At 68.7% G+C, this 18,853-nt stretch carries 21 protein-coding genes; 18 read left to right on the top strand and 3 right to left on the bottom strand.

The window, feature by feature from the left end; translation table 11 throughout:
- Positions 1 to 34 precede the first annotated feature (34 nt).
- The 8 genes from AC4OR5_RS00370 to AC4OR5_RS00335 all read left to right on the top strand — a co-directional run bounded on the left by AC4OR5_RS00370 (position 35) and on the right by AC4OR5_RS00335 (position 7,790).
- Positions 35 to 937 carry a TauD/TfdA dioxygenase family protein gene (locus AC4OR5_RS00370; RefSeq protein ID WP_003110976.1) on the top strand — a complete coding sequence of 301 codons (903 nt, stop codon included), beginning with the start codon at positions 35 to 37 and terminating at the stop codon, positions 935 to 937.
- A gap of 67 nt (positions 938 to 1,004) precedes the next feature.
- Positions 1,005 to 1,904, top strand: a complete 900-nt coding sequence (locus tag AC4OR5_RS00365) for a TauD/TfdA dioxygenase family protein (protein ID WP_023100102.1) — start codon at positions 1,005 to 1,007, stop codon at positions 1,902 to 1,904.
- Positions 1,905 to 2,550: 646 nt separating this feature from the next.
- Positions 2,551 to 3,669, top strand: a complete 1,119-nt coding sequence (locus AC4OR5_RS00360; protein WP_003083972.1) for a Re/Si-specific NAD(P)(+) transhydrogenase subunit alpha — start codon at positions 2,551 to 2,553, stop codon at positions 3,667 to 3,669.
- Positions 3,670 to 3,744: 75 nt separating this feature from the next.
- On the top strand, positions 3,745 to 4,053 hold the full coding sequence (locus AC4OR5_RS00355) for an NAD(P) transhydrogenase subunit alpha part 2 (RefSeq protein WP_003083974.1): 309 nt from the start codon (positions 3,745 to 3,747) through the stop codon (positions 4,051 to 4,053).
- Complete coding sequence (locus AC4OR5_RS00350; RefSeq protein WP_003083975.1) at positions 4,053 to 5,489, top strand: NAD(P)(+) transhydrogenase (Re/Si-specific) subunit beta; 1,437 nt, start codon at positions 4,053 to 4,055, stop codon at positions 5,487 to 5,489. The genes AC4OR5_RS00355 and AC4OR5_RS00350 overlap by 1 nt, the downstream gene beginning before the upstream one ends.
- Before the next feature lie 343 nt (positions 5,490 to 5,832).
- A complete protein-coding gene (locus AC4OR5_RS00345) occupies positions 5,833 to 6,639 on the top strand; it encodes an energy transducer TonB (RefSeq protein WP_024947339.1) in 807 nt (268 codons plus the stop codon).
- Positions 6,640 to 6,667: 28 nt separating this feature from the next.
- A complete protein-coding gene (locus tag AC4OR5_RS00340) occupies positions 6,668 to 7,387 on the top strand; it encodes a MotA/TolQ/ExbB proton channel family protein (RefSeq protein WP_003083979.1) in 720 nt (239 codons plus the stop codon).
- Position 7,388: 1 nt separating this feature from the next.
- Positions 7,389 to 7,790, top strand: a complete 402-nt coding sequence (locus AC4OR5_RS00335; protein WP_003106175.1) for an ExbD/TolR family protein — start codon at positions 7,389 to 7,391, stop codon at positions 7,788 to 7,790.
- A gap of 182 nt (positions 7,791 to 7,972) precedes the next feature.
- Here the strand turns inward: AC4OR5_RS00335 and AC4OR5_RS00330 are convergent, their stop codons facing one another.
- The gene (locus AC4OR5_RS00330; RefSeq protein ID WP_003111981.1) at positions 7,973 to 8,185 is read right to left on the bottom strand and encodes a DUF3079 domain-containing protein; all 213 of its coding nucleotides are present in this window, start codon (positions 8,183 to 8,185) and stop codon (positions 7,973 to 7,975) included.
- Positions 8,186 to 8,400: 215 nt separating this feature from the next.
- Between AC4OR5_RS00330 and AC4OR5_RS00325 the strand changes: the two genes are divergently transcribed.
- The 10 genes from AC4OR5_RS00325 (at position 8,401) to madM (ending at position 16,466) form a co-directional block, all read left to right on the top strand.
- Positions 8,401 to 8,982, top strand: coding sequence for an alpha/beta hydrolase (locus AC4OR5_RS00325; protein WP_016263963.1), 582 nt, complete (start codon positions 8,401 to 8,403; stop codon positions 8,980 to 8,982).
- Positions 8,983 to 9,092: 110 nt separating this feature from the next.
- Positions 9,093 to 10,757 (top strand): malonate decarboxylase subunit alpha, encoded by a 1,665-nt coding sequence (mdcA, locus tag AC4OR5_RS00320; protein WP_003111980.1) that lies wholly within the window; start codon positions 9,093 to 9,095, stop codon positions 10,755 to 10,757.
- Positions 10,757 to 11,638: a triphosphoribosyl-dephospho-CoA synthase gene (locus AC4OR5_RS00315; RefSeq protein WP_058159905.1), complete on the top strand. Its 882-nt coding sequence runs from the start codon at positions 10,757 to 10,759 to the stop codon at positions 11,636 to 11,638. The genes mdcA and AC4OR5_RS00315 overlap by 1 nt, the downstream gene beginning before the upstream one ends.
- Before the next feature lies 1 nt (position 11,639).
- A complete protein-coding gene (locus AC4OR5_RS00310) occupies positions 11,640 to 11,939 on the top strand; it encodes a malonate decarboxylase subunit delta (protein ID WP_058159906.1) in 300 nt (99 codons plus the stop codon).
- Positions 11,932 to 12,795, top strand: a complete 864-nt coding sequence (locus tag AC4OR5_RS00305) for a biotin-independent malonate decarboxylase subunit beta (RefSeq protein ID WP_003084003.1) — start codon at positions 11,932 to 11,934, stop codon at positions 12,793 to 12,795. The genes AC4OR5_RS00310 and AC4OR5_RS00305 overlap by 8 nt, the downstream gene beginning before the upstream one ends.
- Positions 12,792 to 13,598: a biotin-independent malonate decarboxylase subunit gamma gene (mdcE, locus tag AC4OR5_RS00300; RefSeq protein ID WP_003133103.1), complete on the top strand. Its 807-nt coding sequence runs from the start codon at positions 12,792 to 12,794 to the stop codon at positions 13,596 to 13,598. The genes AC4OR5_RS00305 and mdcE overlap by 4 nt, the downstream gene beginning before the upstream one ends.
- Before the next feature lie 15 nt (positions 13,599 to 13,613).
- Positions 13,614 to 14,306: a malonate decarboxylase holo-ACP synthase gene (locus tag AC4OR5_RS00295; RefSeq protein WP_073657419.1), complete on the top strand. Its 693-nt coding sequence runs from the start codon at positions 13,614 to 13,616 to the stop codon at positions 14,304 to 14,306.
- Entirely contained in the window at positions 14,303 to 15,235 is a 933-nt protein-coding gene (gene mdcH / locus AC4OR5_RS00290; protein ID WP_033989467.1) for a malonate decarboxylase subunit epsilon, read from the top strand. Before AC4OR5_RS00295 ends, mdcH begins: the two co-directional genes overlap by 4 nt.
- Before the next feature lie 56 nt (positions 15,236 to 15,291).
- Positions 15,292 to 15,696, top strand: coding sequence for a malonate transporter subunit MadL (madL, locus tag AC4OR5_RS00285; RefSeq protein WP_003110240.1), 405 nt, complete (start codon positions 15,292 to 15,294; stop codon positions 15,694 to 15,696).
- Positions 15,697 to 15,701: 5 nt separating this feature from the next.
- A complete protein-coding gene (madM, locus tag AC4OR5_RS00280; protein ID WP_003084016.1) occupies positions 15,702 to 16,466 on the top strand; it encodes a malonate transporter subunit MadM in 765 nt (254 codons plus the stop codon).
- Positions 16,467 to 16,539: 73 nt separating this feature from the next.
- On the opposite strand, the gene AC4OR5_RS00275 is transcribed toward madM, so the two are convergent.
- Both AC4OR5_RS00275 and AC4OR5_RS00270 read right to left on the bottom strand, forming a co-directional pair.
- Positions 16,540 to 17,469, bottom strand: a complete 930-nt coding sequence (locus tag AC4OR5_RS00275) for a LysR family transcriptional regulator (protein WP_015502158.1) — start codon at positions 17,467 to 17,469, stop codon at positions 16,540 to 16,542.
- Between the two features lie 346 nt (positions 17,470 to 17,815).
- A complete protein-coding gene (locus AC4OR5_RS00270; RefSeq protein ID WP_003084035.1) occupies positions 17,816 to 18,736 on the bottom strand; it encodes a LysR substrate-binding domain-containing protein in 921 nt (306 codons plus the stop codon).
- Between the last annotated feature and the right edge of the window lie 117 nt (positions 18,737 to 18,853).

Raw genomic sequence — 18,853 nt, 5'->3', positions numbered from 1 at the left:
ACCCACGCAGTACCCCACGCATGAGGAACATGACATGAGCAATGCAGCACAAGCCCTCGCCACGCCGGTACGGCTCGACGTCCGGCCGGTCGCCGGACGGATCGGCGCGGAGATTCGCGGCGTGACCCTGTCCGGCGAACTGGACGCCGCCACCGTCGAGGCGATCCAGGCCGCCCTGGTACGCCACAAGGTGATCTTCTTCCGGGACCAGAGCCATCTCGACGACCAGACCCAGGAGGCCTTCGCCCACTTGCTCGGCGAACCGGTCGCCCACCCCACCGTGCCGTCCCGCGAAGGCACCCGCTTCCTCCTCGAGCTGGATGGCGCCGAAGGCCGCCGGGCCAATTCCTGGCATACCGACGTGACCTTCGTCGAGGCCTACCCGAAGGCCTCGATCCTGCGCAGCGTGGTGGCCCCGGAGTCCGGCGGCGACACCGTCTGGGCCAACACGGCGAGCGCCTACGCCGACCTGCCGGCGGAGCTGCGCGAGCTGGCCGACCGGCTCTGGGCGGTGCACAGCAACGAGTACGACTACGCCGGGGTCAAGCCCAGCGCCTCGCTGGAGCAGTTGGAGAACTACCGCAAGGTGTTCACCTCGACCGTCTACGAGACCGAGCACCCGGTGGTCCGCGTGCATCCGCAAAGCGGCGAGCGGACGCTGCTCCTCGGCCACTTCGTGAAACGCCTGAAGGGTCTTTCGCAGCATGACTCGGCGCACCTCTTCGCGGTGCTGCAGGGGCACGTCACGCGCCTGGAGAACACCGTGCGCTGGCGCTGGCAGGCCGGCGATGTGGCGATCTGGGACAACCGCGCGACCCAGCACTACGCGATCGACGACTACGGCGACCAGCCGCGCGTGGTGCGCCGGGTGACCCTTGGCGGCGACGTGCCGGTAGGCATCGACGGGCAACGCAGCCGGACGATCCGGAAGGCATGACGGACCCGGCCCTCTCCTCGCCGGGGAGGGCGACCACAGGCAGAACGAACCCGCGAGGACCCCTTACATGAGCCAATCTGCCACCGCCCGGCAACCCGAACCCGAGGTCGCCGAGGCATTCCGCATCACCCCCCTGGAGGCGCCGCTGGGCGCCGAAGTCAGTGGCCTTGACGCGCGCCGGCCGCTGGCGCCGGAGCAGGTCCTGGCGCTCAAGCAGGCGCTGCGCGAGCACCACATCCTGGTGTTCCGCCAGCAGCACCTCGACGATGAGCAGTACTTGCGCTTCGCCACCCTGTTCGGCTCGGTGTTCCAGCCGCCGGCGGACATCCCGGTGCTGTCCTCGGGTGGCGACGGCAAGGTGCCGGACATCGTCAAGGTGGCCAACACCGGCGACGGCGAACTGGGCAACTTCGCCCTGCCGGCACACATCGACCACCAATGGACGCCGGTGCCGTCCTCCGGCTCGTTCCTCTACGCACTGGAGGTGCCGTCCAGTGGCGGCGAGACGCGCTTCACCAACCTGGCGCGCGCCTACGAGAGCCTCGACGAGGCGACCCGGCGCGAGATCGATGGCCTGCGCCTGATCAACTACAACCCCTTCATCCGCCTGCGCGAGGGCGGCTACGGCGGCGGTTTCGCCACCTACCGCACGCCGGACATCGAACCGATCCAGGGCAGCGAGCACCCGCTGGTACGCACCCACCCGGAAAGCGGCCGGCGCGTACTGTTCCTCAGCGCCCACACCGAGGTGGAGATTCCCGGCTACGACCCCGCGCGGGGCCAGGTGCTGATCGGTCGCCTGCGCGAACATCTGGCGCGCCCGGAACTGAGCTACAGCCACGCCTGGTCGGTGGGCGACATCGTCTGGTGGGACAACCAGGCCGTGCTGCATGCGCGCAACGCCTTCCCGGCCAGCGAGCGGCGGCGCCTGAAGCGCATCAGCCTGGCGGGCAGCCGTCCGTTCTGAACCGGCATCCCCCAGCGTGCGCCGGCTCCTCCGTTGCCGACCGACGCCGGTCGCTGCGCACCGCTCTGGCGAGCCCCTTCCGTTCCGGCGAATAGCTAGCAGAACTGCGACATGCTGTCGCAGTTCTGCCATTTCTCCGCGTCTATCCTGCCCATAGGGCAATTCGCCTTTGGTCTAACGAGCTGGCCTGCAGCGCCCATGGAAAGGCGATCCTGACTTTGTAGTCAAAGTTTTGCTTTGCTACTTTGGCCAGGCATCAGGGATTGCTGATACAGCGTATTAAAAACATTAATTACCCCGGCATTCCGCGGCGCTGGCAGGATATTTTCCCGTCGAAGCCGTAGCGGCTTGACCTGATAGCCGGTCATTCACGGCAGGGATGTCATATTCTCGCGCGGGCTTCCCCGGATAGGCTGCACGCCAGTCAGGACGCGCCCGGCGGCGATGGGTGGGAATTGTTGGTCGGTTTATGACTTGTAGTTTCTATGTCGTATGCCTTCAGAACTTGTTGAAGGCTTTTCGGCTCGATTGCACAATGCCGCGCCAAGGTTCGTTCGCGAATCGCGGTATGTGAGCTAGACCTCCGCAGCCGGTGCGCCATCCGCAGTGCCCCGGACTACTCGACAATCACGCAGGAGATTCGTGAGTGCAGATCGGTGTCCCCCTCGAGACCCATGCCGGTGAGACGCGGGTTTCCGCCACCCCGGAAACCGTCAAGAAGCTGATCGGCCAAGGCCACCAGGTGATCGTCCAGAGCGGCGCCGGCGTCAACGCCAGCCAGCCGGACAGTGCCTATGAAGCCGCCGGCGCGACGATCGGCAGCGCCGCCGAGGCCTTCGGCGCCGACCTGGTGCTGAAGGTGGTCGCGCCCAGCGCCGCCGAGCTGGCCCAGATGAAAAGCGGTGCCGTGCTGGTCGGCATGCTCAACCCCTTCGACAACGAGAACATCGCCCGCATGGCCGAGCGCGGCATCACCGCCTTCGCCCTCGAGGCCGCGCCGCGTACCTCGCGGGCGCAGAGCCTGGACGTGCTCTCCTCGCAGGCCAACATTGCCGGCTACAAGGCGGTGATGCTCGCCGCCAACCACTACCCGCGCTTCATGCCGATGCTGATGACCGCCGCCGGCACCGTGAAGGCCGCCCGCGTGCTGATCCTCGGCGCCGGCGTCGCCGGCCTGCAGGCGATCGCCACGGCCAAGCGCCTGGGCGCGGTGATCGAAGCTTCCGACGTGCGTCCGGCGGTGAAGGAGCAGATCGAGTCGCTCGGCGCCAAGTTCGTCGACGTGCCCTACGAGACCGACGAAGAGCGCGAGTGCGCCGAAGGCGTCGGCGGCTATGCGCGGCCGATGCCGGCCTCGTGGATGGAGCGCCAGGCCAAGGCCGTGCACGAGCGCGCCAAGCAGTCGGACATCGTCATCACTACCGCGCTGATCCCCGGCCGCAAGGCGCCGACGCTGCTGCACGAGGCGACCGTGGCGGAGATGAAGCCGGGCTCGGTGGTCATCGACCTGGCCGCCGCCCAGGGCGGCAACTGCCCGCTGACCGAGGCCGACCAGGTCGTGGTCCGGCACGGCGTGACCATCGTCGGCCACAGCAACCTGGCCGCGCTGGTACCGGCGGACGCCTCGGCGCTGTACGCGCGCAACATCCTCGACTTCCTCAAGCTCACCCTGAACGCCGAAGGCTTCAGCGTGAACCTCGAGGACGACATCGTCGCCGCCTGCCTGATGTGCCGCGACGGCCAGGCGGTGCGCAAGAACGGCTGAGCCGCTGCGTCGGGAAGCTTCGATAACGATAAATGCGCACGCCTCGCGCCTGCGCCCTGAAGACCGGTGAAAACGATGGATATCATTTCTGACGGGATCTACAACCTGATCATCTTCGTGCTGGCCGTGTACGTCGGCTACCACGTGGTATGGAACGTCACCCCTGCCTTGCACACCCCGCTGATGGCGGTGACCAACGCGATTTCCGCGATCGTCATCGTCGGCGCCATGCTCGCCGCCGCCCTGACCGTGACCCCGCTGGGCAAGGCCATGGGCACCCTCGCCGTGGCCTTGGCCGCGGTCAATGTGTTCGGTGGCTTCCTGGTCACCCGGCGCATGCTGGAAATGTTCAAGAAGAAAGCGCCGAAGGCGGGGGGCCACTGATGAGCATGAACCTGGTCACCCTCCTGTACCTCATCGCCTCGGTCTGCTTCATCCAGGCCCTGAAAGGCCTGTCGCACCCGACCACCTCGCGCCGCGGCAACCTCTTCGGCATGGTCGGCATGGCCATCGCCGTGGCCACCACCGTCGGCCTGGTGTTCAAGCTGGGCGCGGAGATCGCCACCACCGGCGTCGGCTACATCGTCGTCGGCCTGCTGGTCGGCGGCACCGCCGGCTCGATCATGGCCAAGCGCGTCGAGATGACCAAGATGCCCGAGCTGGTCGCCTTCATGCACAGCATGATCGGCCTGGCCGCGGTGTTCATCGCCATCGCCGCGGTGGTCGAGCCGCAGTCGCTGGGGATCGTCGCGCACCTGGGCGACACCATTCCCACCGGCAACCGCCTGGAGCTGTTCCTCGGCGCGGCCATCGGCGCCATCACCTTCTCCGGTTCGGTGATCGCCTTCGGCAAGCTCTCCGGCAAGTACAAGTTCCGCCTGTTCCAGGGCACCCCGGTGCAGTTCTCCGGGCAGCACCTGCTGAACCTGGTGCTCGGCCTGGCGACCCTCGGCCTGGGCCTGGTGTTCATGTTCACCGGCAACCTCACCGCCTTCGCCGTGATGCTGGCGCTGGCCTTCGTCCTCGGCGTGCTGATCATCATCCCCATCGGCGGCGCCGACATGCCGGTGGTGGTGTCGATGCTCAACTCCTATTCCGGCTGGGCCGCGGCGGGGATCGGCTTCTCGCTGAACAACTCGATGCTGATCATCGCCGGCTCGCTGGTCGGCTCCTCGGGCGCGATCCTCTCCTACATCATGTGCAAGGCGATGAACCGCTCGTTCTTCAACGTCATCCTCGGCGGCTTCGGCGCCGAAGCCGACGCCGGCGGCCCGGCGGGCTCTAAGGAGCAGCGTCCGGTGAAGTCCGGTTCGGCCGACGATGCCTCGTTCCTGCTGACCAACGCCGACAGCGTGATCATCGTCCCCGGCTACGGCCTGGCGGTGGCCCGCGCCCAGCACGCGCTGATGGAACTGGCGGAGAAGCTGACCCATCGCGGGGTCACCGTGAAGTTCGCCATCCACCCGGTCGCCGGGCGCATGCCGGGGCACATGAACGTGCTGCTGGCCGAGGCCGAGGTGCCCTACGAGCAGGTGTTCGAGATGGAGGACATCAACTCCGAGTTCGGCCAGACCGACGTGGTCCTGGTGCTCGGCGCCAACGACGTGGTCAACCCGGCGGCGAAGAACGATCCGAAGTCGCCCATCGCCGGCATGCCGATCCTTGAGGCCTACAAGGCCAAGACCGTGATCGTCAACAAGCGCTCCATGGCCAGCGGCTACGCCGGCCTGGACAACGAGCTGTTCTACCTGGACAAGACCATGATGGTGTTCGGCGACGCCAAGAAGGTCATCGAAGACATGGTCAAGGCGGTGGAGTGATTCCCCGCTGAGTCCACCAGAACCCCGGCCCAGGCCGGGGTTTTTCGTTTTCGCGGGTTGCCCGCGCAGCGTTCTCCGCCGCTTCCAACGGCGAAAACACCAGCCTTTCAGGAATATTTTTCATGCCCGCAAGGCATGGGTTTTTCGTCGGATCGCTGTAGCCCGCCAACCACGCGGCCTGTGGCGACAGGGGCGAAACCCATAGCTCCAGAAGTTATTTCCATAACAAAAATAATTACTTCAGGAGCTAAGCCTCCTTGCCAATCATGCAACTCCCTGCGCCGCTAGGACTCCAGCACGGACCTGAGCGGCCATCGAGTTCGTCAGTGCAAGGAGCTTTTCCATGGCAACCCCCCAGCCCGTCGATGCCCGCACGCAGCCCTGGCGCGAGACGCCCGGCGGCGACCTGGTGGCGCTCGGTCGGCCGGTTCGCCAGGCGTTGCACCTGGTTCGCCACAGCCCGGCACAGGGTCGGGTGCTCAGCCGGCGCGAGACGATCCTGCTGGTCCTGTTCGCCCTGACCCTGCACGGAGCGGTGATCCATTGGCTGAGCCAGCAGAGAACCCCGGCGCTGCCCGAGGTGCCGCCACAGGTGCCGCCGATGACCATCGAGTTCACCGCCCCGGCGCCGCCGGTGGTGGAACCGCCGCCGCCCGAGCCGTTGCCGCCGGTGGTCGAGGAACCGCCACCGCCGGTGGTCGACGAGAACGCGGTGAAGCCGCCGCCGCCGAAGCCGGTGCCCAAGCCGAAACCCAAGCCCAAGCCGCAACCCCGGCCGAAGCCGGCGCCGAAGGCCGTCGAGCCGGCTCCGCCCGCGCCGCCGCAACCCGCCGCGCCACCCGCCCCGCCGGCCGCCGCCCCGGCGCCGCTGACGCCGCCGTCGGCGAACGCCGGCTACCTGCACAACCCGGCGCCGGAATACCCCGCCCTGGCCATGCGCCGCGGCTGGGAGGGCACCGTGCTGTTGCGGGTGCATGTCCTCGCCAGCGGCAGTCCGAGCGAGATCCAGGTGCAGAAGTCGAGCGGTCGCGAAGCCCTCGACCAGGCCGCGGTGAAAGCGGTCAAGCGCTGGTCCTTCGTTCCCGCCAAGCGCGGCGACAAGGCCGAGGACGGCTGGGTCAGCGTACCGATCGATTTCAAGTTGAACTGAATCTGCAGCGTCACGAGGAGCATCCGTCATGAGTCTGTTAACCACCCCGCTCGAATCCGTCGAAGGCGCCGTCATCTGGCTGCTGGTCGGCTTTTCCGTGGTCACCTGGGGCCTGGCCCTGGTCAAGGGCGTGCAGTTCGCCCGGCAGAAGCGCCAGGACCGCCAGTTCCAGAAGCAGTTCTGGAGCGCCACCAGCCTCGACTCCGCCGGCGAGCAGGCGCAGGACAAGCAGGGCGCCGGCGCCCGCGTGGCCCAGGCCGGCTTCGCCGCGATCCAGGTGCAGGACAACGGCCAGCCCGACCTGGCCCAGTCGATCAACCACCAGGACCGTCTCGAACGCGCCCTGCGCCAGCAGATCCAGCGCGAGCGGCGTTCCCTGGAGTCGGGCCTGGCGGTGCTCGCCTCGATCGGCTCGACCTCGCCCTTCATCGGTCTGTTCGGCACTGTCTGGGGCATCATGGAGGCGCTCAAGGGGATCAGCGCGGCCGGCTCGGCGAGCCTGGAGACCGTGGCCGGGCCGATCGGCAGCGCGCTGATCGCCACCGGCGTGGGAATCGCCGTCGCGGTGCCGGCGGTGCTGGTCTACAACTACTTCCTGCGGCGCCTGAAGCTGACCGCCGCCGACCTCGACGACTTCGCCCACGACTTCTACAGCCTGGCGCAGAAGAGCGCGTTCCGCGTCATCGTCCATCCCTCCGCCGCGCGCCAGGCCGGCAACCCCTCGCGCAACGTGAAGGAGGCGTCCTGACATGGCCTTCTCGACCCAGGACAGCGACGAAGTCCTTTCCGAAATCAACGTCACCCCGCTGGTCGACGTGATGCTGGTGCTACTGGTGGTGTTCATCGTCACCGCGCCGCTGCTGACCAACTCGATCCCGATCAACCTGCCGAAGACCGAATCGGTGGCCCCGCCGGAGCAGAAGGATCCCCTGGTGGTGAGCATCGATGGCGCCGGCAAGCTGTTCGTCAACAAGGACGAGATCCAGCCGGAGCTGCTGGAGAGCAACCTGGCCGCGGCCAAGGCGAAGGACGCCGAGGTCCGCGTGCAGTTGCAGGCCGACGAAGGGGTGAACTACGGCCAGGTGGCGAAGGCCATGGCTTCCATCGAGCGCGCCGGGATCACCAGGCTGGCGGTGATCACCGCACGCTGAAGCGAATCCACGCCGTCCGGCGCAGGCCGGGCGGGCAACGGTTTCGACCGCTCCGATCCGGGCAGGGGAGAGCGGTCTTTTTTATTCCGGATGGACGCTCCTCGGGCGTGTCCGCCGAGGCCGGGCTTCCGAATGCATCGCGCATCGTGCCCGTCGCTTGCACGCCCCCGCCTGGGCAAGGCTCAGGCCTGGCGTGCCGGCGCCTCCTGCTCCTTGGCGTCCTCCGTTCCTTCGACTTCCCATTCACCGGCCCAGTCCTCGCCGAACAGTTCGCTGGGATGCTGGGTGCGGCTGGCGCCGTTGCCGCAGCCCATCGATTCCGCCGAGCAATAGCGGTCGCAACCCCAGCAGATGCGCTCCGGGTGGCTGGGATGGAGAGGAAATTTCTTGGCCATGATCCTGTCCCGATACCTGATGCCTGCGCTCAGGTATACCGCCGATGGCTTGCGCCGCCCAGGCGTTGCCGCGGAAAAGTGGCTTCGGCTTGCGCTGGATCAACTCGATTGGCATATATGTATTAATAGAATATTAAAATTGCTTTTTATTCCTTAGAGAAAAAAGACTGCGCCCTTACACTTCCCTGGTGATGAATTTTTCTGGAGGGATCTCCATGCACAGCGAACGCGTCCGTTATGTGTTGGTGCCCGGTTGGTACGGCTCGGAAGACGCCCATTGGCAAAGTCACTGGCAGCGCGCGCTGCCCAATGCCTCACGGGTCGAGCAACAGGACTGGATCACCCCGCTGCGCGCCGACTGGATCGCCGAGCTGGACGCCGAGATCCGCCGCCAGCCCGGGCCGGTGGTGCTGATCGCGCACAGCCTGGGTTGTGTGACAGTGGCGCTGTGGGCGGCCCAGGCCGAGCGCCGGGTGCGCGAGCAGGTGCGCGGCGCCCTGCTGGTGGCGCCGGCCGACGTCGAGCGCGAGAGCTGCGCCGAGGCGCTGCGCAACTTCGCGCCGATCAGCCGCGAGCCGTTGCCGTTCCCCAGCGTGCTGGTGGGTTCCGACAACGACCAGGCCTGCAGCCCGCAGCGCGCCATGCACCTGGCCCGCGCCTGGGGCGCGGAGACGGTGATCCTGCCCGAGGCCGGGCACATCAACGTGAAGTCCGGCCACGGCGCCTGGGAGGCCGGCTACCGTCACCTGTTCCGCTTGCAGTACCTGATCGACAGCCAGGCCCGTCGCCGCGCCTGATCCTTCAGATCGTTAACCTTGGCGTAACGGTTCGTCGCCCGGCTTGATTGAACAGGCCTGGCGGCCTGCCTAACGTGGCTCCTCACGACAGCGTGAAACCTGGAGCCGACATGACGACACCGATCTCTCCCCCGCCGCAGTGGTCGCGGCGCCGCCAGGAAAAGCAGCGGCGCCTCGAGCGCGTGCGCGGCCTGGCTGACGGCGCGGTGCTGCCGCGCGAACGTCTGGTCGCCGCGCTGGAGGCGCTGATCGCGCCGGGCGATCGGGTGGTGCTGGAAGGCAACAACCAGAAGCAGGCGGACTTCCTCTCCCGTTCGCTGGCGCGGGTCGATCCCGGCAAGCTGCACGACCTGCACATGATCATGCCCAGCGTCGGTCGTCCGGAGCATCTCGACCTGTTCGAACTGGGCATCGCGCGCAAGCTCGACTTCTCCTTCTCCGGCCCGCAGAGCCTGCGCATCGGCCAGTTGCTCGAAGACGGCCTGCTGGAGATCGGCGCGATCCACACCTACATCGAGCTGTACGCGCGGCTGGTGGTCGACCTGATCCCCAACGTCGCACTGGTCGCTGGTTTCGTCGCCGACCGCGAAGGCAACGTGTACACCGGGCCGAGCACCGAAGACACCCCGGCGCTGGTGGAGCCCACCGCGTTCAGCGACGGCATCGTCATCGTCCAGGTCAACCGTATCGTCGACGACCCGCGCGACCTGCCGCGAGTGGACATCCCGGCGTCCTGGGTGGACTTCGTGGTCGAGGCCGACCAGCCGTTCTACATCGAGCCGCTGTTCACCCGCGACCCGCGCCACATCAAGCCGGTCCACGTGCTGATGGCGATGATGGCGATCCGCGGCATCTACCAACGGCACAACGTGCAGTCGCTGAACCACGGCATCGGCTTCAACACCGCGGCCATCGAGCTGATCCTGCCGACCTACGGCGAGTCCCTCGGCCTGAAGGGCAAGATCTGCCGGCACTGGACCCTCAACCCGCACCCGACCCTTATCCCCGCCATCGAGAGCGGCTGGGTCGAGAGCGTGCACTGCTTCGGCACCGAGCTGGGCATGGAGGGCTACATCGCCCAGCGTCCCGACGTGTTCTTCACCGGTCGCGACGGCTCGCTGCGTTCCAATCGGATGTTCTGCCAACTGGCAGGACAATACGCCGTCGACCTGTTCATCGGCGCTACCCTCCAGGTCGACGGCGACGGCCATTCCTCCACCGTCACCCGCGGACGCCTGGCCGGTTTCGGCGGCGCCCCGAACATGGGCCACGACCCGCGTGGCCGGCGCCACTCGACGCCGGCCTGGCTGGACATGCGGGGCGAACCCGAGGCCTTGCTGGAGCGCGGCAGGAAGCTGGTGGTGCAGATGGTCGAGACCTTCCAGGACGGCGGCAAGCCGACCTTCGTCGAGCGTCTCGACGCGCTGGAGGTGGCGCGCCAGACCGGCATGCCGCTGGCGCCGGTGATGATCTATGGCGACGACGTCACCCATGTGCTCACCGAGGAAGGCATCGCCTACCTGTACAAGGCGCGCTCCCTGGAGGAACGCCAGGCGATGATCGCCGCGGTGGCGGGGATCAGTCCGATCGGCCTGCGCCACGATCCGCGCGAGACCCTGCGGATGCGCCGCGAAGGGCTGATCGCGCTGCCCGAGGACCTCGGCATCCGCCGCACCGACGCCTCGCGCGAGCTGCTGGCGGCGAAGAGCATCGCCGAGCTGGTCGAGTGGTCCGGCGGGCTGTACCAGCCGCCGGCGCGTTTCAGGAGCTGGTGATGAACGCCATCGCGAACCTCGCGGCGACGCCGTGCGCCGACCTCGGCGAATGCCTGGCCGACCTGGCGGTGGACGCCCTCATCGACGAAGCCGAACTGTCGCCCAAGCCGGCCCTGGTGGACCGCCGCGGCAATGGCGCGCATGCCGACCTGCACCTGGGCCTGATGCAGGCCTCGGCGCTGAGCCTGTGGCCGTGTTTCAAGGAAATGGCCGACGCCGCCCAGCGGCATGGGCGCATCGATGCGCGCCTGCGCGGCGTCCTTGGCCAACTGGGGCGCGACGGCGAGGTGGCGATGCTGCGTACCACCGAAGGCGTGAACACCCATCGCGGAGCGATCTGGGCGCTCGGCCTGCTGGTCGCGGCCGCCGCTCTCGAACCGCGCCGCACGCAGGCCGGCGAAGTGGCCGCGCGCGCAGGACGCATCGCCCTGCTCGACGATCCGGCGGCCGCCATCGGCGACAGCCACGGCGAGCGCGTCCGTCGGCGCTACGGCGTCGGCGGCGCCCGCGAGGAGGCGCGTCTCGGCTTCCCCCGCGCAGTGCGCCACGGCCTGCCGCAGCTATGGCGCAGCCGCGAAGGCGGCGCTGGCGAGCAGAACGCCAGGCTCGATGCGCTGCTGGCGATCATGAGCGTCCTCGACGATACCTGCGTGCTGCACCGCGCCGGCCGCGTCGGCCTCGCCGCGATGCAGGATGGCGCCCGCGCGGTGCTCGCCGCCGGCGGCAGCGCCAGTCTCGCCGGGCGTCGCCGCCTGTGCGAGCTGGACCGCCGCCTGCTGGCGCTGAACGCTTCGCCCGGCGGCGCCGCCGACCTGCTGGCCGCCTGTCTTTTCCTCGATCGCCTGCCCGCCGTGTCCGGTGGGTGGGCTGGGAGTCTCTGAGATGGAAACCCTGACCTTCGAATTTCCCGCCGGCGCTCCGGCGCGCGGTCGCGCCCTGGCCGGCTGCGTCGGCTCCGGCGACCTGGAGGTGCTGCTCGAGCCGGCCGCCGGAGGCGCGCTGAGCATCCAGGTGGTGACCTCGGTGAACGGCAGCGGCACGCGCTGGCAACAACTCTTCGCGCGGGTCTTCGCGGCGTCCACGGCGCCGGCCGCGTCGATCCGCATCCACGATTTCGGCGCCACTCCCGGGGTGGTCCGCCTGCGCCTGGAGCAGGCACTGGAGGAGGCTGGCCATGACTGACGTCGCCCGCCTGCTGGCGCTGCGCAGCTTCACCGAACTGGGAGCGCGCCAACGCGCCCGTGCCCTGCTCGACGCGGGCAGCTTCCGCGAGTTGCTCGACCCCTTCGCCGGCGTGCAGTCACCCTGGCTGGAACGACAGGGCATCGTGCCCCAGGCCGACGATGGGGTAGTGGTCGCCCGTGGCCTCCTCGACGGCCAGCCGGCGGTGCTCGCCGCCATCGAAGGTGCTTTCCAGGGCGGCAGCCTTGGCGAAGTCAGCGGAGCGAAGATCGCCGGCGCGCTGGAGCTGGCCGCCGAGGACAACCGCAACGGCGTTCCGACCCGGGCCCTGCTGTTGCTGGAAACCGGTGGCGTGCGCCTGCAGGAAGCCAACCTCGGACTGGCGGCGATCGCCGAGATCCAGGCGGCCATCGTCGATCTGCAGCGCTACCAGCCGGTGGTGGCGGTGATCGCCGGGCCGGTCGGCTGCTTCGGCGGCATGTCCATCGCCGCCGGGCTGTGCAGCTACGTGCTGGTGACCCGCGAGGCGCGCCTCGGCTTGAACGGTCCGCAGGTGATCGAACAGGAGGCCGGCATCGCTGAATACGACTCGCGCGACCGGCCGTTCATCTGGAGCCTCACCGGCGGCGAGCAGCGCTTCGCCAGCGGTCTCGCCGACGCCTACCTGGCCGACGACCTCGATGAGGTACGCACCTCGGTACTCGCGTATTTCGCCAAGGGCCTGCCGGCACGGCCGCGCTGCCGCCGCGCCGAGGATTACCTGCGGCGGCTGGGCGACCTCGATACCGCCGAGCAACCGGATGCCGCCGGCGTGCGCCGGCTGTACCAGGGGCTGGGCCAAGGAGATGCAACATGAGCCAACCGTTCACTTCCCGTGGCCTGGCCTGGTTCCAGGCGCTGGCCGGTAGCCTCGCGCCGCGTCCCGGCGATCCTGCTTCGTTGCGCGTCGCCGATGCCGAGCTGGACGGCTACCCGGTGCGTTTCCTGGCCGTCGTGCCCGATCCCGACAATCCGTTCCCGCGCGCTCGCCAGGGCGAGGTCGGGCTGCTCGAGGGCTGGGGCCTGGCCGCCGCCGTCGACGAGGCGCTGGAGGCCGACCGCGAGGCGCCGCGCAAGCGCGCGCTGCTGGCCATCGTCGACGTGCCGAGCCAGGCCTACGGCCGCCGCGAGGAGGCCCTGGGTATCCACCAGGCGCTGGCCGGGGCGGTGGATGCCTACGCCCGCGCCCGACTCGCCGGGCATCCGCTGATCGGCCTGCTGGTGGGCAAGGCGATGTCCGGTGCGTTCCTCGCCCACGGCTACCAGGCCAACCGCCTGATCGCCTTGCACGATCCGGGGGTGATGGTCCACGCCATGGGCAAGGCCGCCGCCGCGCGGATCACCCTGCGCAGCGTCGAGGAACTGGAGGCGTTGGCGGCGAAGGTGCCGCCGATGGCCTACGACATCGACAGCTACGCGTCGCTCGGCCTGCTCTGGAGGACCCTTCCGGTGGAGACCGTCGAGGTGCCGTCGACGGCGGACCTGGTGCGGGTCCGCACCTGCCTGGGCGAGGCCCTGGCCGATATCCTCGGCGGCCCGCGCGACCTCGGCGGCCGCCTCGGCGCGGCCAACCGCGAGGCGTCGGCGCGGGTGCGCCGGCTGCTGCGCGAGCAGTGGTGAATTCAGGAGCGAGCCGTGGTCATCGCGAACAGCTCACAGCGGGGCTCCAGCCGGCGACGGCTCGCTCCTGATCCGATGCGCCGCTGGGCAGCGCCGGAGCCCCACGACCTGCTCCTGGGCATGGCGCCGGCGCATCTGCCGGAGAATGCTCCGGCCTGGGTCTGCGCGGCACTGAAGGCCGGCTGGCCGGTGGTGGTGCGCCGTGCGCCGGCAGATCCTGCGCGGGTGGCCATCGGCGTGCGCGGCCTGGCGCGGGAGCAGCGCTGGGCCGGCTGGATGCCGTTGGCGGCAATCACCCGGCGCTTGCGCCCGGAAGCGCTGGGCCAGCGCGAGCCGGCGATGCTGCGCGATCTGCCGGCCTGGCGTGCCTTGCGCGACCTGCGTGCGCCGCTGAACGCGCTGGGACTGGCCTGGGGCGTGACCGGCGGCGCCGGTTTCGAGCTGGCCAGCGGGGTCGCCGTGCTGCATCCGGACAGTGACCTCGACCTGCTGCTGCGCACCCCGCGCCCGTTCCCGCGCGATGACGCGCTACGCCTGCTGCAACGCTTCGAGCAGTGTCCCTGCCGGATCGACCTGCAACTGCAGACCCCGGCGGGCGGCGTGGCCCTGCGCGAATGGGCCGAGGGTCGGCCCCGGGTGCTGGCGAAAGGCAGCGAGGCGCCGCTGTTGCTGGAAGACCCCTGGCGGGTCGCGGAGGTCGAGGCATGAGCGTGCTGTTCGCCTATCCCGGCCAGGGTGCCCAACGTCCCGGCATGCTCGCGGCCTTGCCCGACGAACCGCCGGTGCGCGCCTGCCTGGAGCAGGCGGCGGACTGTCTCGGCCAGGCGCCGGCCGAACTGGAGAGCGCCGAGGCCTTGCGCGGCACCCGCGCGGTGCAGTTGTGCCTGCTGATCGCCGGGGTCGCCGCCAGCCGCCTGCTGGAGACGCGCGGGCATCGGCCGGGGCTGGTCGCCGGGCTGTCCATCGGCGCCTATCCGGCGGCGGTGGTAGCCGGTGCGCTGGACTTCGACGACGCGCTGCGTCTGGTGGCGCTGCGCGGCGAACTGATGCAGGCCGCCTGGCCCGAGGGCTACGGGATGAGCGCCATCCTCGGTCTCGAACAGGCGCAACTGGAAGCGCTGATCCTGGCGGTGCGGCGCGAGCACCCGCCGCTCTACCTGGCCAACGTCAACGCCGAGCGGCAACTGGTGGTGGCCGGCAGCGAAGCGGCGCTGGCCGCCCTCGCCGAACGCGCCCGTGCCGCGGGTGCCAGCGCGGCGAAGCGCCTGACGGTGAGCGTACCGTCGCACTGTGCGCTGCTCGACGAACCGGCCGCGCGCCTGGCCGAAGCCTTCGCCGGCATCCACCTGCATCGGCCGCGCGTGCCCTACCTGAGCAGCAGCCGGGCGCGCCTGGTCGCCGAACCGGCCGCGCTGGCCGACGATCTCGCCGGCAACATGGCGCGCCGCGTCGAGTGGCTGGCGACATTGCGCAGCGCCTACGAGCGCGGTGCCCGCCTGCATCTCGAGCTGCCGCCGGGACGGGTCCTCAGCGGTCTGGCGCGGCCTCTGTTCGGCTGCGCCACGCCGGCCTTCGAAGGCTCCCGGGCGGATACCCTGGACGCCCTGTTGCGCGAGGAGGAAAAGAGAACCCGATAAGCGTTCGTTCGAGGCATAAAAACAACAACATCGATCCGCAACCGAGGACAACAATAATGATTATCTACGGTGTCGCACTGCTGTCTCTGTGTACCCTCGCCGGGCTGTTCATCGGCGAGATCCTTGGCGTGCTGCTCGGCGTGCCGGCCAACGTCGGTGGCGTCGGCATCGCCATGCTGCTGCTGATCTTCGTCGGCGGCTACCTGGGCAAGCGTGGCCTGCTCTCGGCGAAGACCGAGCAGGGCGTGGAGTTCTGGAGCGCGGTCTACATTCCCATCGTGGTCGCCATGGCCGCCCAGCAGAATGTCCTCGGCGCGCTGAGCGGCGGGCCGGCCGCTATCCTCGCCGGCATCGCCGCGGTCGCCGTGGCCTTCGCCCTGGTCCCGCTGCTCGACCGCTTCGGCCGGAAGAAAGCCGAAGGCGCCCCGCCGTTGAAACCGCGCACCAGCGTGCAGGGGTGAGCGCCATGTTCGAGTCCCTGAACAAAGTCATCAATGGCTACGGCCTGATCAGCGGCTTCGCCATCATCGGCGTGACCATGGCGGTGTCCTACTGGTTGTCGGCGCGCCTCACCCGCGGGCGCCTGCACGGCTCGGCGATCGCGATCTTCCTCGGCCTGGTGCTGTCCTACGTCGGCGGCGTCGCCACCGGCGGGCAGAAAGGATTGGTGGACGTGCCCCTGATGTCCGGTATCGGCCTGCTGGGCGGCGCCATGCTGCGCGACTTCGCCATCGTCGCCACGGCCTTCGGGGTGAATGTCGAGGAACTGCGTCGGGCAGGGGTTTCCGGGGTGGTGTCGCTGTTCCTCGGGGTCGGTTCGTCGTTCGTCGCCGGGGTCGCGGTGGCCATGGCATTCGGCTACACCGATGCGGTCAGCCTGACCACCATCGGCGCCGGCGCGGTCACCTACATCGTCGGACCGGTGACCGGCGCCGCCCTGGGGGCCAGCTCCGAGGTGATGGCGCTGAGCATCGCCGCCGGGCTGGTGAAGGCGATCCTGGTGATGGTCCTGACGCCTTTCGTCGCGCCCTACATCGGCCTGAACAATCCACGTACGGCGGTGATCTTCGGCGGTCTCATGGGCACCTCCAGCGGCGTCGCCGGCGGCCTCGCCGCCACCGACCCGAAGCTGGTGCCCTACGGTTGCCTGACCGCGGCGTTCTATACCGCCATCGGTTGCCTGCTGGGGCCGTCGCTGCTGTATTTCAGCGTGCGCGGCCTGGTTGGGTGAGCGGGCTGGTCCGGGCTCCCTCTCCCTGAAGGGAGACGGTTGGGGAGAGGGCAGCGGGCTGGACTTCCATCCGCTATCCCGTCGCCTCCTGCTCCAGGCGCAGGCTGTACATCCGGCACTCCGCGAGCAACGCCAGCAGGTTCGGGTCGCGCTCCTTGGCCTTGAGGAACACCACGCCGATGTGCTGCTGCAGGCGATAGCGCGGTTGCAGCGGGATCAGCCGCACGCGGTTCTCGTAGACCGCCTCGATGCGTTTGGGCAGCAGCGCATGGCCGACCCCCGAGCTGACCATGCTGAGGAGGGTGAAGATGTCGTTCACCTGCATCGCGATCTGCGGTTCGAAGCCGGCCTGCTGGAACACCCGGGTGCCGTCCTGATGGGTGGCGAAGCCCTGGGTGAGCGTGACGAAGGGCGTGTCGCGCAGGGTGCTGAGATCGATCTCGGCGAGCCTGGCGTAGGGCGAGTCCACCGGCACGGCGAGGAAAATGTCATCGGAGAACAGCGGCAGGTGCTCGCAGTCGGGATCGCTGACGCTGTCGTTGAGCGACACCAGGATGGCGTCCAGCTCCATGTTCTTCAGCTGGTAGAACAGGTCGACGTTGGAGCCGAGGATCAGGTCGATATTCAGCGCGCTGCGTCGCAGCTTGAGGCCCATGATCAGTTGCGGCACGGTCTTCACCGTCAGCGAATAGAGCGCGCCGAGCTTGAAGCGCTCGGCGGAGAAGCCGGCCGCCTCGCGGGTCAGGCGCACCGTGTCGAGTACCTCCTGGACCAGCTTCTGCGCGCGCTCCTCGAGCACGTAGGCGCTTTCCAGCGGGGTCAGGTTGCGTCCCTCGTGCTTGAACAGCGGGCAGCGCAGGGCGCTTTCCAGCGAGTGGATGGCGCGGTGCACGCTGACGTTGCTGGTGCCCAGTTCCGCCGCCGCGCGCGCCAGGTTGCCGGTGCGCATGAAGGCGAGGAAGGTTTCCAGCTTCTTGAGGGTGATTTCTTCGTCGATCAGCATCCGCGTTCCCCTGGCCGGTGGCGTCGGGGGATTGTGCCTGAGGCGGCGCGGGAGGGGTAAAAAGGGCCGTCATGTCCTAGCGCGTGGCGGAGCATGACGGCCTGGAAACGCCTTGGGGAAGGCGGAGTTGCACTGACCGGATGGAATCCCGGTTCGGCAGCCTGAGCCGCCGATAGGCTAACGGAACTCAGCGGATGGAGCGGATGGTGCCCTTGCTGCCGGTGACCTGCCGGACCGGGATGGTCCGGAGCGCCGGCCACCCTAGCAACGGAGGCTTTTTGCCACAGTCATCGGATTCGTCTTTGTCAGAAAGAAAGTTCCTCTTGGAATGTCGGAAAGCTGAGGGTCAGTGCCGGCGCTCGGCAAGCTTGCCCAGTTGCTCCCGGCAGTAGTCGACGAACAATCGTGCCGGCTTGGTCAGTTGCGCGCGTTTCAGCCAGGCGGCGGCGAGCCCGGAGGTGGACACCGGCTCGGCGAGGTCGACCATGACCACCTTCTTGCCGTCGTAGGTGCATTCCGAATGCGGGCGGGTGACCAGCAGGGAGAAGCCGAAGCCCTGGCCGACCATGCCGCGCACCATCTCGATGGACGGCGAGCTGAAGGCGATGTTCGGCGTCAGGCCGAGTTCCTCGAACAGGCTGACGAAATAGGTGCGGCTGGGCTGCACGTCGAGCAGGATCATCGGTTCCAGGCACAGGTCGCGCAGCGACACCTGCGCCTGCCCGGCGAAGCGGTGCCCTTCGGGGAGCAGCGCGTGGGGTCGTTGCGGCGGCATCAGCGGCTCGGTCTCGATGGTCGAGTCGAGGTCGTGCTCGTAGAGGAAGGCCAGGTCGAAGCGCCCGGAGGTGAGGCCTTGCACCAGTTCCTGCTGCTCGCCGTCGCGGATGCGGATCTCCACCCCCGGATAGGCCTGGCGAAAGCCGGCGATCAGGCCCGGCAGGTAGAGCGGGGCGACCGTCTCGAAGCAGCCGATGTCGATCTGCCCGGCGATCACGTCGTTGTCGGCCAGGGCGTTCTGCTCGAACTCGTGGGCCATCCGCAGCAGTTCCTGGGCCTTGCGGTAGAAGCGCGCGCCGGCGGGGGTCAGCGACACGCCCTGGGCGTGGTGGCGGATGAACAGCTGCACGCCGAAGCTTTCCTCCAGACCCTTCACCGCCGTGGAGATCGACGGCTGGGCGATGTACAGCTTGCGCGAGGCCTCGGCCACGCTGCCGCATTCCACGGTGGTCACGAAATACTTGAGTTGCCGCAAGGTATAGGACGCCACTGCAAGACCTCATCGGCGCATCATCCTCCCCGGGCCGGGCGTGCGCGCCTCGATTGTTGTGTCCGCCGCGCTGCAAGCAAGTTGCAGGCCGCTGCCGGGCGTCGCGGCGCTGGCCGC

The sequence above is a fragment of the Pseudomonas sp. YA1 genome, from assembly GCF_058680555.1.
Note: the sequence above shows the minus strand (reverse complement) of the source record. Positions and strands in the feature narration are given on the sequence as shown.